The 13,931-nt window shown below is 75.2% G+C and carries 9 protein-coding genes and 1 riboswitch; of the genes, 4 read left to right on the top strand and 5 right to left on the bottom strand.

The window, feature by feature from the left end; translation table 11 throughout:
* Positions 1 to 73 precede the first annotated feature (73 nt).
* On the top strand, positions 74 to 1,198 hold the full coding sequence (locus tag F7P10_RS09685; RefSeq protein WP_254716517.1) for a sulfite oxidase: 1,125 nt from the start codon (positions 74 to 76) through the stop codon (positions 1,196 to 1,198).
* 128 nt (positions 1,199 to 1,326) lie between these two features.
* Here F7P10_RS09685 and metE read toward each other — a convergent pair whose 3' ends face one another.
* Complete coding sequence (metE, locus tag F7P10_RS09680) at positions 1,327 to 3,555, bottom strand: 5-methyltetrahydropteroyltriglutamate--homocysteine S-methyltransferase (protein ID WP_151009036.1); 2,229 nt, start codon at positions 3,553 to 3,555, stop codon at positions 1,327 to 1,329.
* A 133-nt stretch (positions 3,556 to 3,688) separates the two neighbouring features.
* Positions 3,689 to 3,837, bottom strand: a riboswitch (cobalamin riboswitch).
* A 270-nt stretch (positions 3,838 to 4,107) separates the two neighbouring features.
* On the opposite strand from metE, the gene F7P10_RS09675 reads away from it, so the two are divergent.
* The 3 genes from F7P10_RS09675 to F7P10_RS09665 all read left to right on the top strand — a co-directional run bounded on the left by F7P10_RS09675 (position 4,108) and on the right by F7P10_RS09665 (position 7,581).
* The gene (locus F7P10_RS09675) at positions 4,108 to 5,652 is read left to right on the top strand and encodes an SDR family oxidoreductase (protein WP_151009035.1); all 1,545 of its coding nucleotides are present in this window, start codon (positions 4,108 to 4,110) and stop codon (positions 5,650 to 5,652) included.
* A 123-nt stretch (positions 5,653 to 5,775) separates the two neighbouring features.
* A complete protein-coding gene (locus F7P10_RS09670) occupies positions 5,776 to 6,381 on the top strand; it encodes a TetR/AcrR family transcriptional regulator (protein ID WP_218040446.1) in 606 nt (201 codons plus the stop codon).
* Between the two features lie 132 nt (positions 6,382 to 6,513).
* Complete coding sequence (locus tag F7P10_RS09665) at positions 6,514 to 7,581, top strand: hypothetical protein (RefSeq protein WP_218040445.1); 1,068 nt, start codon at positions 6,514 to 6,516, stop codon at positions 7,579 to 7,581.
* Positions 7,582 to 7,598: 17 nt separating this feature from the next.
* Here the strand turns inward: F7P10_RS09665 and F7P10_RS09660 are convergent, their stop codons facing one another.
* The 4 genes from F7P10_RS09660 to F7P10_RS09645 all read right to left on the bottom strand — a co-directional run bounded on the left by F7P10_RS09660 (position 7,599) and on the right by F7P10_RS09645 (position 13,917).
* The gene (locus tag F7P10_RS09660) at positions 7,599 to 9,059 is read right to left on the bottom strand and encodes a class I adenylate-forming enzyme family protein (RefSeq protein WP_151009033.1); all 1,461 of its coding nucleotides are present in this window, start codon (positions 9,057 to 9,059) and stop codon (positions 7,599 to 7,601) included.
* Positions 9,060 to 9,118: 59 nt separating this feature from the next.
* Positions 9,119 to 10,306: a cytochrome P450 gene (locus tag F7P10_RS09655; RefSeq protein WP_151009032.1), complete on the bottom strand. Its 1,188-nt coding sequence runs from the start codon at positions 10,304 to 10,306 to the stop codon at positions 9,119 to 9,121.
* A gap of 75 nt (positions 10,307 to 10,381) precedes the next feature.
* On the bottom strand, positions 10,382 to 12,214 hold the full coding sequence (locus tag F7P10_RS09650; RefSeq protein ID WP_151009031.1) for an ABC transporter ATP-binding protein: 1,833 nt from the start codon (positions 12,212 to 12,214) through the stop codon (positions 10,382 to 10,384).
* Positions 12,211 to 13,917, bottom strand: coding sequence for an ABC transporter ATP-binding protein (locus tag F7P10_RS09645; RefSeq protein WP_254716516.1), 1,707 nt, complete (start codon positions 13,915 to 13,917; stop codon positions 12,211 to 12,213). The genes F7P10_RS09650 and F7P10_RS09645 overlap by 4 nt, the downstream gene beginning before the upstream one ends.
* Between the last annotated feature and the right edge of the window lie 14 nt (positions 13,918 to 13,931).

Here is a 13,931-nt window from a genome sequence, read left to right as displayed (position 1 = left end):
CGGCCGCGAGCGAGGGAACGGACCCGGACGGAGGCTCATGGAACGGCGGAGGCCCATGGAACGGCGGGGGACCATGGAAGAACGCGGGTCACACGACGGCGGGGGCGACGGCGGGGGCATCGTCAAGGCGCTGCCGCCCGACCGGTTCATCGTGCACGGCGCGAACGCGGAGATGCGCTGGGACGCCCTGCGCGGCGAGGGCCTCATGGTGCCCAACGACCTCTTCTTCGTCCGCGACCACACCCGGACGCCGCTGATCGACGCGCGGGCGTGGCGGCTGCGCCTGTTCGGCGACGGCCTGCGCGGCGCCCCGCCGCGCGACCGCGCCGTCGAGTTCGGGTACGCGGACCTGCTCGCCATGCCGTCCCGCACGCTGGACGCGGTGATCGAGTGCGCCGGAAACGGCCGCGCCCTGTTCGCGAGCCAGCAGGACGAGCCGGCCCCGGGCATCCCGTGGACGCTGGGCGCCGTCGGCGCCGCGAGGTGGCGCGGGGTCCCGCTCGCGGCCGTCCTGGAGCGCGCCGGACTCCGCCCGGACGCCGTCGACGTGCTGCCGACCGGGCTCGATCCGGCCTGCCGCCTCGGCGGCGAGGACATCGGGCGGGTGCGCCGGCCGCTGCCCGTCGGCAAGGCGATGGACGACGTCCTGGTGGCCTACGAGATGAACGGGGTCCCGCTGCCGCCCGATCACGGCTTCCCGGCGCGGCTGGTCGTGCCCGGCTGGGTCGGGGTCGCCTCCATCAAGTGGCTGGGGGAGATCGAGGTGGCCCGGCGCCCGCTGGCGTCGCCATGGACCACCCGCATGTACCGGATGTTCGGCCCCGGACATCCGCCTGGGGGCGGGCCGCCGCTGGCGGAGCAGGTCGCCAAGAGCGCCTTCGAGTTCGGCTGGGACGAGCGCGTGCCGCCCGGCCGCCCGGTGACGCTGACCGGACGGTCGTGGTCGCCGCGCGGGCCCGTCCGGCGGGTCGAGGTGAGCACGGACGGCGGCGCGGGCTGGCGGCCCGCGCGCCTGCGCGGCGGCGACACCGGGTGGTGCCGCTGGAGCCTGGAGTGGTGGCCCGACCGGACGGGCCCGGTCACCCTGGTCGCCCGCGCCGTGGACGGGACGGGCGCCCGCCAGCCCGACCGGTCGGACTTCAACACCGAGGGCTACCTGTTCGGCGCGGCCGTCCGGCACCGCGTGCAGGTCGGCTGACCCCGGCCGCCGCCCGACCGGCGGCCGCCCGACCGGCCGTGCGCGTCCCGGAGCCACCCGCGTCCGGGGCGCGCACGGCCGGAGCCTGCGCGTCAGGCCGCCGTATCGAACGGCCGGGCCGCACGCGATCAGCCGGCGAGGCCCTCCCGCACGCGCCGGGCGGCGGTGACCAGGTGGCGCAGGGACGCCTCGGTCTCCGGGTAGGCGCGGGTCTTCAGGCCGCAGTCGGGGTTCACCCAGAGCTTGGCGGGCTCGATGGCCTCCAGCGCCCGCCGCAGGTTCTTCTCGATCTCCTCGGCCGACGGGACGCGCGGCGAGTGGATGTCGTAGACGCCGGGGCCGATGCCGTTCCCGTACCCGGCCGCGCGCAGGTCGCCGACCAGCTCCATGTTCGAGCGGGCCGCCTCGACGCTGGTGACGTCGGCGTCCAGCGCGCCGATCGCGTCGATGATCTCGCCGAACTCCGAGTAGCACATGTGCGTGTGGATCTGCGTCGTGTCCGCGGCCCCGGACGTCGACAGCCGGAAGGCGGCGACGGCCCAGTCCAGGTACGCGGCGTGGTCGGCCTCGCGCAGCGGCAGCAGCTCGCGCAGCGCCGGTTCGTCGACCTGGACGACCCGGATCCCGGCCGCCTCCAGGTCGGCGATCTCGTCGCGCAGCGCCAGCGCGACCTGGGCGGCCGTGTCGGCGAGCGGCTGGTCGTCCCGGACGAACGACCAGGCCAGCATGGTGACCGGCCCCGTGAGCATGCCCTTGACGGGACGCTCGGTCAGCCCCTGCGCGTAGGCGGCCCACTCGACCGTCATCGGGCGGGGGCGGGTGACGTCGCCGTGCAGGATCGGCGGCCGCACGTAGCGCGACCCGTACGACTGCACCCAGCCGAGCTCGGTGGCCGCGTAGCCGTCGAGCTGCTCGGCGAAGTACTGCACCATGTCGTTGCGCTCCGGCTCGCCGTGCACCAGCACGTCGAGCCCGATCTCCTCCTGCAGCGCGACGACCCGCGCGACCTCGTCCCGCATCGCCGCCGTGTAGGCGTCCTCGGTGATGCGCCCGGCCCTGCGGTCGGCCCGCGCCTTGCGGATCTCCGGGGTCTGCGGGAACGATCCGATCGTGGTGGTGGCGAGGTCCGGCAGCTTCAGCGCGTCCCGCTGGGCGGCGAACCGGGCGGCCCGGTCGCCGCGGCGCGCGTCGGCGAGCGCCTCCAGCCGGGCGCGGACACCGCCGTCGACCACGGCGGACGGCACCGGGACCCCGGCCGCCGGGTGCCGCTCGCGCAGCGCCCGCCCGATCGCGACGACCTCCGCGACCTTCTGCCGGGCGAACGCGAGCCGCTCGCGGACGGCCGGTTCGAGGGACGTCTCGGCGTCCAGGTCGATCGGGACGTGCAGCAGCGAGCACGAGGTGCTCACCACGACCTGGTCGGCCAGCCCGAGCAGCACCGCGTAGGCGCTCTTGGCGGCCGCCTCGTCGGCGCGCCAGACGTTGCGTCCGTCGACCACGCCCGCGACGACGGTCTTGCGGGGCATCCCGCCGATGGAGGCGAGCGCGTCCACGTTGCCCGGCCCAGCGACGAGGTCGAGGCCGACGGCCTCCACGCGCGTGCCGGCCAGCGCGCGCAGCGCGTCCGCGCCGACGGCGCCGAAGTAGGTGGCGAGGAGGATCCGCGGCCTGCTGGGCAACTCGCCGAGCCGCGTGTAGACGCGGCCGAGCGCGGCGATCTCCTCACCGGTCCGGTCGGCGGCGAGCGCCGGCTCGTCGATCTGGACCCATTCGGCGCCCGCCCCGGCCAGCCGCTCCAGCAGCTCCGCGTACGCCTCGACGAGCCCGTCGAGCAGGTCGAGGGTCCGGAACCCCGGCGTCGACGGCTTGGCGAGCAGCAGGTAGGTGAGCGGGCCCACGAGCACCGGGCGCGTCTCGATGCCGAGGGCCTGCGCCTCCCGGTACTCCGCGAGCGGCTTGGCGTTCCGGTCCAGCCGGAAGCGCGTGTCCGGGCCCAGCTCCGGGACGATGTAGTGGTAGTTCGTGTCGAACCACTTCGTCATCTCGAGCGCCGGGACGTCCTGGACGCCGCGCGCCATGGCGAAGTAGCGGTCGAGACCGTCGAGGTGCCGGTAGCGCTCCGGCACCGCGTCGATCATCACGCTGGTGTCGAGCACCTGGTCGTAGAAGGAGAACGTGTTCGACGGGATCGTGTCCAGGCCGGCGTCGCGCAGCTCCGTCCACACGGAGGAACGCAGGTCGGTGCCGGCCTTCTCCAGCGCCGCGGCGTCGATGCGTCCGGCCCAGTAGTCCTCGGTGGCGAACTTCAGTTCACGGTTCGGTCCGATACGGGGGTATCCGAGGATCGTGGTTCTCATGGCGGCTTCCCTCGCTCTGCCACAGGCGGCACCGGAGGAAGGACGGCAGGGCGCACGAAGGCGCACGTGCGAGCCGCCGGCCCTCCCACGAGGCCGCTGACCACCGCGCGCCGGCCGGCGCGCGGGCGGAGGCAGGTCTTCGGACTCGCGGGCACCGCGCCTACCGGAGTAGGCGCGTCCTACTGGCCGTCGCTTCCCAGGCCGCGGCCCAGTGCGTGTGACGGCGGTCGTTCCCGCTCACCGCTGCGGGGCAGTCCCGGATTCGCACCGGGTTCCCTCTTACGACGCCCGCTCCCCGAGGGGTGCGGGCGAACCATCCGCACGGCCGAGTGTAGAGGAGGCGGGAGAGGCCGCCGGTTCCGCGGTCGGCCGGCCCGGGGGTCGGGACCCGCGGGCCGGGGCAGTACCGCCGGCCGCTCCCGTCCATGAGTCCCGCACGGTGAACGCGCGGCGGCAAAGCTTTCGCGGACGGTGCTTGTGCAGGTGGGGGACGGGTAGGGCCGGTCCCGACGGGGCGGTTGCCCGAAATCTCCACGAACGCGGCGGCAGGCCATGGACGATCGCAAGGACGGTACCGGACGCACGTTCCTGGTCACGGGGGCCAGCGGCTACATCGGCGGGCGGCTGGTGCCCGAGTTGCTGCGCGCCGGCCACCGGGTGCGGTGCATGGCCCGCTCGGCGCGGCGGCTGCGCGACCACCCCTGGGCGGGGGACGTGGAGATCGTCGAGGCCGACGCGACCGACCCGGAGTCGACCCGGCGGGCCCTGGACGGCGTGGACGTCGCCTACTACCTGATCCACGCGCTCGGCGGCGCCGACGGCTTCGCCGAGCGCGACCGCCGCGCCGCGCGCACCTTCACCGCGGCGGCCCGCGACGCCGGCGTGCGGCGGCTGGTCTACCTGGGCGGGATGGACCCGGAAGAGGAGCCGTCGCCGCATCTGCGGTCCCGCGCGGAGGTCGGCCGGATCATGCTGGACGCCGGGGTGCCCGCCGTCTGGCTGCGCGCCGCCGTGATCATCGGCTCGGGGTCGGCGTCGTTCGAGATGCTGCGGTACCTGACCGAGCGGCTGCCGGTGATGGTCACCCCGCGCTGGGTGCACTCGCGGATCCAGCCGATCGCGATCCGGGACGTCCTGCACTACCTGGTCGGGGCCGCCGACCTGCCCGCCCATGTCAGCCGGGGCTTCGACATCGGCGGCCCGGACGTGCTCACCTACGTGGACATGATGCGCCGCTACGCGGCCGTCGCGGGGCTGCGGCGGCGGCTCATCGTCCCGGTCCCGGTGCTGAGCCCGTGGCTGTCGAGCCTGTGGGTCGGCGCGATCACGCCGGTGCCGGGGAGCCTGGCCCGTCCGCTGGTGGAGTCGCTGCGCAACGAGGTGGTGTGCCGCGAGCACGACATCGACCGGTACGTGTCCCCGCCGCCCGGCGGCGCGGCGGGCTTCGAGCGCGGGGTGGAGCTGGCGCTGCGCCGCGTCCGCGACGCCGACGTGGCCACCCGCTGGTCGTCGGCGAGCATGCCCGGCGCCCCCAGCGACCCGCTGCCGACCGACCCCGACTGGTCCGGGGGCAGCCTGTACACCGACGAGCGGGGCGGCGAGGTGGCCGCGTCCGCCGACCGCCTGTGGACGGTCATCGAGGGGATCGGCGGCGACCGCGGCTGGTACTCCTTCCCGCTCGCGTGGCGCGCCCGCGGCGTCCTGGACCGCCTGGTGGGCGGGGTGGGCCTGCGGCGCGGCCGCCGCGACCCGCGGCGGCTGCGGATCGGCGAGACCGTCGACTTCTGGCGGGTGGAGGAGATCGAGCCCCGGCGGCTGCTGCGGCTCCGCGCCGAGATGCGGCTGCCCGGCCTTGCGTGGCTGGAACTCGGGGTGGTGGAGCGGGACGGCCGCACCCGCTACACCCAGCGGGCGCTGTTCCACCCGCGGGGGCTGGCGGGCCACGCGTACTGGTGGGCGTTCCGGCCCTTCCACGATCGCGTCTTCGGCGGCATGTGCGCCGGCATCGCCCGCGCGGCCGAACGGGACGGCGCCCCTGAACGGGACGGCGCGCCCGGCGCGTCCGACGCCGCGCGCACGGGCGTCCGGGGTATGTAGCTGACTGTGGTCAGCATCGTGGCCGGTAGGGTGGCGGTCATGGAGGAAGCGGAACCGAAGGGCCGATCCCGAGTGAGTGCTGACCGGGGTCAGCGCCGGGCCAGTCTCGCGCAGTCGCGTTCGGTGGAGAAGAGGCGCGCCCTGCTGCAGGCCGCGATCGCGCTGTGGCGGACGAACGGGTTCGCCGGTACGACGGTCGCCGACATCTGCAAGGCCGCCGGGGTGTCCAAGGCCCTGTTCTACTTCTACTTCCCGACCAAGGAGGACGCCCTCGCCGAGGCGGGCGTGCTCTCCACCGGGGACGCGCGCCGCGTGGCCCGCGCGCGGCGCGCCGGTCCCGGCGAGCTGCCGGAGGCGATCGGCGCGGTGCTCGCCGCGCTGGAGCGGAGCATGCGGCACAGCCCACCGGACCTGCTCATCGAGGCCACCCTGGAAGGCCACCGCGCCGAGCACCGGGCCCTGCGCGAGGGGCGCCCGGACGAGCACCACGCGAGCAGGTACCTCTTCCTCGAACTGTTGCGGCGCGCCCAGCGCGACGGCGGGCTCCCGCCCGGACTGGACGTGCTCCACGTGGCGCGGGGCGTCCAGGCGCTCCTGGAGGCGGGCACCCGGCACTGGGCCGCCGGGGAGTACGGGGACCGCGGCTTCGCCGAGGTCGTGGGCCGGGACATCGCCGCGTTCGTCGCGGGCCACGCGCGGATCGCGTCCGGGGACGCCCAGGAAAGCTGAGCGCGGTCAGCTTTCCTGGGCGTCCCCCGGCCGAGATTCTCGTTCGATCGCGGCGCGAGACGGGGCCGAAAATGTTGACTCTGGTCAAGTCGCCTGCCTAGGCTCGGGCTCCGGTGAAGTCGAGGAGGCCCGGTGGAACCCATCTCCGATCGCCCCGTCCGCGTCGTCCAGTGGACGACGGGCAACGTCGCGAGGCAGTCGCTCCGAGCCGTCGTCGAGCGGCCCGAGCTCGAACTCGTCGGGCTGTACGCCTTCAGCGGGGACAAGGTGGGTCGGGACGCCGGCGAGCTCGCCGGTCTCGGGCGCACGGTCGGCGTCACCGCCACGAACGACATCGACGAGATCATCGCGCTCGCGCCCGACTGCGTCCTGTACATGCCGCTGCACCCCGACGTGGAGCACCTGACGCGGCTGCTGCGCGCGGGCGTCAACGTCCTGTCGACCGCGTCGTTCCTGACCGGTCGCGCCTACGGCGAGGAGGCGCGGGCGGCGCTGGACGATGCGGCGCGGGCGGGCGGGGCCAGCCTGTTCGGCAGCGGCGTCAACCCCGGCTACGCCGACCAGCTCGCCGCGGTCGCCTCCGGCGTCTGCCGCGAGGTCGAGTACGTCACGGTGTTCGAGTCGTTCGACATCGGCATGTGGGCCGGGGACGCGAACCAGGACGAGCTGGGCTGGGGCCGGCCCGCGGGCGATCCGGGCCACGCCGACGACGTCGTCCGGGCCACGGCGCCGTTCGGCGACGCCGTGGAGGCGCTCGCCGAACTGCTCGGCACGTCCATCGACGACGTCCGCTGCGAGGTCGGCTTCGCCCACGCCACCAAGGATCTGGACCTTCCCGGACGCCCGGTCGGGCGCGGCACGGTCGCCGGGCTGGACGTCCGGTGGATCGGCGTGTCGGGCGGCGCCGACGCCGTCGAGGCCCACATCCGGTGGACGGTGACGTCCGAGCTCGACCCGGCCTGGGAGGTGGCGATGGCCTACCTCATCGAGGTCCGCGGCCACCCGCAGGTCAACCTGCGGGTCGAGGTCCTCCCGCAGGACATGGCCTCGATGAGCCTGGAGGACATGCTCGCCATCGGCTCGGTGATCACGGCGATGCCGGTCGTCAACGCCGTCCCCGCGGTGGTCGCCGCCAGGCCCGGCATCGTCACCTACGCCGACCTGCCCACGCAGGCCTCCCGCCACGTCCGTCGGCCATAGGTCCGCCGTGGCGGGCGTCAACCGCCCCGCGCCTCGACGAGCCGTCCGCGGTTCACCTTCGTCGCCGCGCTGCGCGGGATCGCGTCGACCAGCTCGACCGTCTTCGGGACCTTGTAGGGCGCCAGGCGTCCCTTCGCGTAGGCGACGACCTCGGCCGCGGTGGGCGGCGCCGCCGGATCGGCCGGCTGGACGAGCGCGTGCACCCGGCGGCCCCACTCGGCGTCGCGCAGCCCGATGACCACGACGTCGGCGATCTCCGGGTGGTCGATCAGTGCCGCCTCGACCTCCGCGGGGAAGACGTTCGCGCCCCCGGATGTGATCATGTCGACCCGGCGGTCGACGAGGTAGAGGTAGCCGTCGCCGTCCAGGTAGCCCATGTCGCCCACGGCGCGGAACCCGTCCGGGGTCTCCGCGAGCCGCGGGGCCTGGCCGAGGTAGGTCGAACCGCCGTAGGACGGGGCGCGCAGGAAGATCTCGCCGAGTTCCCCCGGCGGCAGGTCGCGGCCGTCGGCGTCGAGGATCCGGACCTCGGTGCCGCGCAGCCCGCGCCCCACGCTGCCCTGGTGCAGCATCCACTCGTCGCCCCGCAGCGCGGTGATGCCGAGCGCCTCGGTCATCCCGTACGCCATCACGATGCGCTCCGGGCCGATCAGCTCCGCCCACCGGTGCACCAGCGACGGGGGCATCGGCGCCGCGCCCTGCTGGAGCCACACGAGGCTGGACAGGTCGCGGTCATCGGCTCCGGGAGCGTCCGCCATCCGCTGCAGCATCGTGGGCGTCGCCGTGAACGTCGTGACGCGGTGCCGTTCGATCAGCTCGAGGGCCAGCGCGGCGTCGAACTTCTCCATCACCACGAGCCGGTCGCCGTCGACCAGGCTGTACAGCGTCGCGAACGCGTTCACGTGGTACATCGGCGCCAGGACCAGGACGGTCTGCGGCCGGGGAACCGGCATCCAGGCCTCGGCCATCGGCGTGCTGAGCACCGGGTTGTGCACGGCGGGCGCCGCACTCAGGATGATCTTCGGGGTGCCGGTGGAGCCGCTGCTGCAGATGCCCTGCATGTGCGGGGACACCACGTCGGGCAGCTCCGGTACCGGGCGCGCGGCCGACGCGTCGATCCAGTCCAGGTCGTCCGGGCCGAGGTAGAGGCGAGGATCGATCACGCGTTTCAGTCGTTCGAGCTCCCAGTCCGGGACGTCCCAGCGCACCGGCACCGGCACCGCGCCCAGCTTCCACGCGGCGAACACGCTCATCGCGAACCGCGGGGAGTTGCGCAGGCCCAGGCCGACGAGGTCGCCGTGCCCGACACCGCGCTCGGCGAACGCGCCGGCGAGCCTGCCCGCCCGGTCGTCCAGCCGGGCGCAGGTGACCGCCTCCTCGGTGCCGTCCGCCCGCACGTGCAGGTAGGCGGGCCAGTCCGGGCGCTCCTTCGCCAGCAGCGCGATCCGCCGGGCCTGGCTCGTTTCCGTACCGTGCACGCTCACACCGGCCTTCCGCGATGGGGAGAATGTGCTTCTGCAGCGACGGGGGTCGGGGGTCAGCCGATCGTGAGCGGGAGCGTCTCCCAGCCGCGGACGGTCGTCGTCTGGGCGAGCTTGGCGCCGTCCCAGTCGACGTCCCACTCCGGGAAGCGCTTGAGCATCTCCTCCAGCGCCACCCGCCCCTCGAGCCGGGCGAGCGCGGCGCCGAGGCAGTAGTGGACGCCGAGGCCGAAGGTCAGCTGCTGGCTCATCCCGCGGCGGACGTCGAACCGGTCGGGATCGGGGTACCGGTTCTCGTCCCGGTTGGCCGCGGCCACGATGAACAGCATCGCGCTGCCCTCGGGAACGGTGCGCCCGTGGAACTCGACGTCCCTGGTGACGTAGCGGGCGATGGACGGACCGGGCGGCTCGTACCGCAGCGTCTCCTCGATCGCGCCGGGGATCAGCGACGGGTCGTCCACGAGGGCCCGCCGCTGGTCGGGGTGCTGGGCGAGCACGGAGCCGAGCCAGCCGATGAGCCGTCCGGTGGTCTCGTTCCCGGCGCCGGCCACGACGGTGGTGTAGGTCAGGGCCTCGTCGTGGGTGAGGGTGCGGGTGGTGCCGTCCTCGTCCTCGAACTCGGTGTTCAGCAGGACGGTCATGAGGTCGTCCGACGGGTTCTTCGCGCGCCACTCGATGTACTCGCGGAACATCTCGTTGCTGAAGTGCGAGCCGTCCGCGTGGTCCATCTGCCCGCCGGGCTCGGTGCGCAGGGCCTCGTCGGCGGAGTCGCGGATGGCCTCCTGGTCGGCCTCGGGGATGCCCAGCAGCATGCCGATCACGCGCATCGGCATCTGGACGCCGACCTCGCGGATCAGGTCGAACTCCGTCGCGCCCACCAGCGGGTCCAGCGTCCGGACGCAGAAGTCGCGGACCCGCGGCTCCAGTTCGGCGATCCGGCGCGGGGTGAAGACGCGGGCGAGCAGCCGCCGGTGGACGTCGTGGATGTCGGGGTCCTCGAAGATGAGGGTGCCCGGCGGGATCTCGATCCCCGACTTGATCAGCTCCAGGATGCCGCCGCGGGCCGAGGAGAACGTCCGCCAGTCGGGCAGGCCCCGCTCGACGTCGGCGAACCGGGTCACGGCGTAGAAGTCGTGCTTCTCGTTGTAGTACAGCGGCGCCTCCTCCCGGAGACGGCCGTAGGTCGGGTACGGGTCCTGCCAGAACCGCGGGTCGTACGGGTCCCAGTAAACGGGGGCGCTCACGTCACTCCCTCCCTTGGCGGTCCCCACAATGTAGAACGCAGCTCTCAGTTCTGGAAAGGCATGTTTTCGGAAAGGTCAGTGAGGCTGGTCGACGCGGGCGCCGTCCCGCCGCTCGTCCTCCTGACGTCCGGCCTGCCAGGCGCCGACGAGGTCGGCGTAGAGGCCGGAGCGCCGCGGCAGTTCGTCGTGCCGGCCGAGAACCGTGCGCTCTCCGTCCATGACGAGGACGCGGTCGGCGCGCCGGGCCGAGCTCAGCCGGTGCGCGATGACGACGAGCGTGCCGGGCCGGGCCCGGAACGCCTCCTCCATCCGCGCCTCCGTGACCGGGTCGAGGTGGCAGGTCGCCTCGTCGAGCAGCACGATCCGCGCGGGGGACAGCCAGACCCGGGCGAGGGCGATCATCTGCCGTTCCCCGGGGGTCAGCCCCGAGCTCGACCCGATGGCCGCCTCGGCACCGCCGAGCCGGTCCCGCAGCGGGCCCAGGCCGAGGGCCGTGACGGCGTCCTCGATCTCGGCCTCGGTGGCGGCCGGACGCAGGTAGGCGAGGTTCTCCCGGAGCGACCCGGCGAAGACGTAGGCCTCCTGCGGGATGATCGCGATGGTGCGCCGCAACCAGCCCGGGTCCACGGCCCCCAGCGGGAGCCCGCCGATCGACACCGTGCCCCGCGCGGGCTCGGCGACGCCGGTCAGCAGGTCCGCCAGCGTCGACTTGCCGATCCCGCTGGGGCCGACGACGGCCAGATGCGATCCGTACGGCACCGCGAACGTCACGTCGCGCAGCACCGGCTCCGCCCCGGTGCCGTAGGCGAAGGTGAGCCGGTCCACGCGCAGCTCGCAGCCGTCCGGGACTCCGGTGCCGGACGCCGGTGCGGCGTCCGGCCGCGATTCCGGTTCGGGGCCGGCGCACGACTCCAGCCGGTGCAGCGTGACCCCGAGGCGGACCGCGGCCCCGCCGGCCGTCTGCACCGCCGCCCGCAGCGCGGGCTGCAGGTTCGCGGTGACGTAGGTGAGCGCCCCCAGCAGCTCTCCGGTGGTGAGCCCGCCGCCGTGCAGCAGCCACGGCCCGGCGGCCAGCACCATGACGAGGGAGAGGTGCCCGCCGGCGGTCCCCAGCGCGGTCCGCAGCGCGCTCGCCCGGGCGGCCGCCCGCTCCGCGGCGGCCTGGGCGCGGAAGACGCCGGCGGCCTCGCCCGCCGCCTCCGCCGCGGCGCCGCACGCGACCACGTCGCGCACCCCCGACACGACGCCGCTCACCGTGTCGGCCACCCGCTCCTCGGCCAGCAGCGACGTGCGCTCGCGGGCCGCCAGCTCCGGCAGCAGCCGGACGAGCAGCAGCAGCGTCAGCACGACCGGCGGGACGACCAGCAGGGCGACGACGGGCGCCAGCAGGGCGAGGCCGACCGCGGCCGCCGTCACCGTGAGCCCGACCTGCTGCATGCCCAGCAGCAGGCCCGCCGTCGTGTCGCGGACGGTCTCGGTGTGTTCCGACATGCGGGTGATCACCGACATCCCGGGGCGCCCCGGGCCCGCCCCGACCGCGCGCCGCAGCGTCCCCGTGACGACCCGGCGCACCAGCCGGTCCCGGAGCGGCTCGACGACCCGTCCCAGCGCGGGCGGGACGCGGCGCGCGCTCGCGGCGGCCACCACCATGGCCGCGCCGAGCACCGCCAGCCAGCCGAGGCCCGCCGCGAGGTCGTCCCGCAGGAAGCCGTGGTCCAGGGACCGCGCCACCAGTTGCCCCGACAGGAGCGCGGGCAGGGTCGCGGCGAGCGACCACGCCAGCGTCACGGCCAGCCCGCGGCGCTCGCGCACCAGTTCCGCGAGCGGCCGCCGCCACGCCCGGCGTCCGAGCCCGGGCACCGCGTCCGCCGGAACGTCCGGTGTGTCCGGTGTGTTCGGTGCGGTCATGGTGCCCCCTCGTCCCGGGCCGATCCGGTACCGCCGGGACGGGACGCGGGTGCCGGAGGCTCGAACAGCTCCCGGTAGGCGCGCTCCCGCCACAGCTCGCGGTGCGGCCCGACGGCCCGCACCGCGCCGCCGTCCAGCCACGCCACCAGGTCGGCGCGCGCGGCCGTGCCCGCCCGGTGCGCGACGACCAGCCGGGTGCGCCCCGCCGCGGCCCGCGCGAGCGCGGCCGCCACCTGCGCCTCGGTCACCGAGTCGAGGCTGGAGGTGGCGTCGTCCAGGACGAGCAGCCGGGCGGGCCGGACGAACGCCCGCGCCAGGCCGAGCCGCTGCTCCTCGCCGCCCGACATCGGAGCCTCGCGCAGCGGGGTGTCGTATCCCCCGGGAAGCAGCCGGACGAACCGGTCCGCGCCCGCCAGCGCCGCGGCCCCCTCGATCCGCTCGCGGGGCGGCGTCCCGCACCCGTAGCCGATCGCGTCGGCGACCGAAGCGCCCCGCAGCCGCGGCCGCTCGAAGGCGTACGCCACCGCGCGCCGCAGCGAGGCGGGGTCGGCCTCGGCCAGGGGGACGCCGTCCAGCAGCACCCGCCCCGCGTCCGGTTCGAGGAGCCCGCCCGCGACCATGGCGAGCGTGGTCTTCCCGGCCCCCGACCGTCCCACGATCGCGACGGACCGTCCGGCCGGGACGGCCAGGTCGACGGCCTCCAGCAGCGGCCCGTCGGTACCGTGCACGGTCACCCCGCGCAGGCGCAGCTCGCCCGGGCCGTCCGGCAGCGGGCGGCGCCCGCGCTCCGGTACGGGCACCGACAGCACTTCGTCGATCCGCTGCTCGCCCGCGCGCAGCCGCGCCAGCCCCAGCAGCATCGATACCTGCCCGAGGAGCCCGAGCGCCATCGGCGCGTAGCCGGCGACCGCGAGCATCTGCCCCGGCGAGATCCGGCCCGCCAGCACGCCCTGCCCGGCCACGGCCAGCGCGGCCAGCCCCGTCAGCGGGACCAGCAGCGTCCCCTGCCCCTGGATCCGGCCGTAGGCGCGCCAGAGGTCCCGTCCCGAGACGGCCAGTTCGGGAAGGGGCGCGAGGATCCGGTCGGCCTCCCGCCGCCAGGTGCCCGCGCCCCGGACGGTGCGGATCCCCGCCAGGGCGTCGAGCATGCGGGTGGAGATCTCGCCCTGCAGCTCCTGATAGCGCGCCACCAGGCCGGACGCGTGGCGCACGAAGATCCGCATCATCGCCAGCCCGGCCGGGACCGCGAGGGCGACGGTCGCCACCAGCCGCCAGTCGATGAGCCACAGCGCGGCGACGCCGCCGAGCGAGGTCGCCAGCCCGGCGACGAGCTGGACGAGCACCGGTGCGGCGCCCGCCGCCCGGGACGCCCCGGTGACCACCCGGCTCGCCAGGTCGCCCGGGGCGAACGCGCGCTCGCCGGGCACCCCCAGCGCCAGCACGTGCTCGATCAGCCGCGATCGGAGCCGGACGGTCTCGGCGGACATGCACGCCACCTCCGCCACCTTGAGCGCGTAGGCCGCCGCCACCGCCGCGGCCAGCAGCGCGACCAGCACCGACAGCGGCACCCGCGCGTCCCCGCCGGCCAGGACGGCCTCGGTGGCCGCGCCCAGGACCGCCGGCAGCGCCACGGTGCAGCCGACGCCGGCCAGGGCGGCCGCCACCAGCGGCGCCATCCGGCCGCGGCCACGCACCCGACGCACTTCCGCACCCCCGG

It is taken from the genome of Actinomadura sp. WMMB 499 (assembly GCF_008824145.1).
In the GTDB taxonomy this organism is placed as follows: domain Bacteria; phylum Actinomycetota; class Actinomycetes; order Streptosporangiales; family Streptosporangiaceae; genus Spirillospora.
This window is presented reverse-complemented; position numbering and strand designations above follow the sequence as displayed.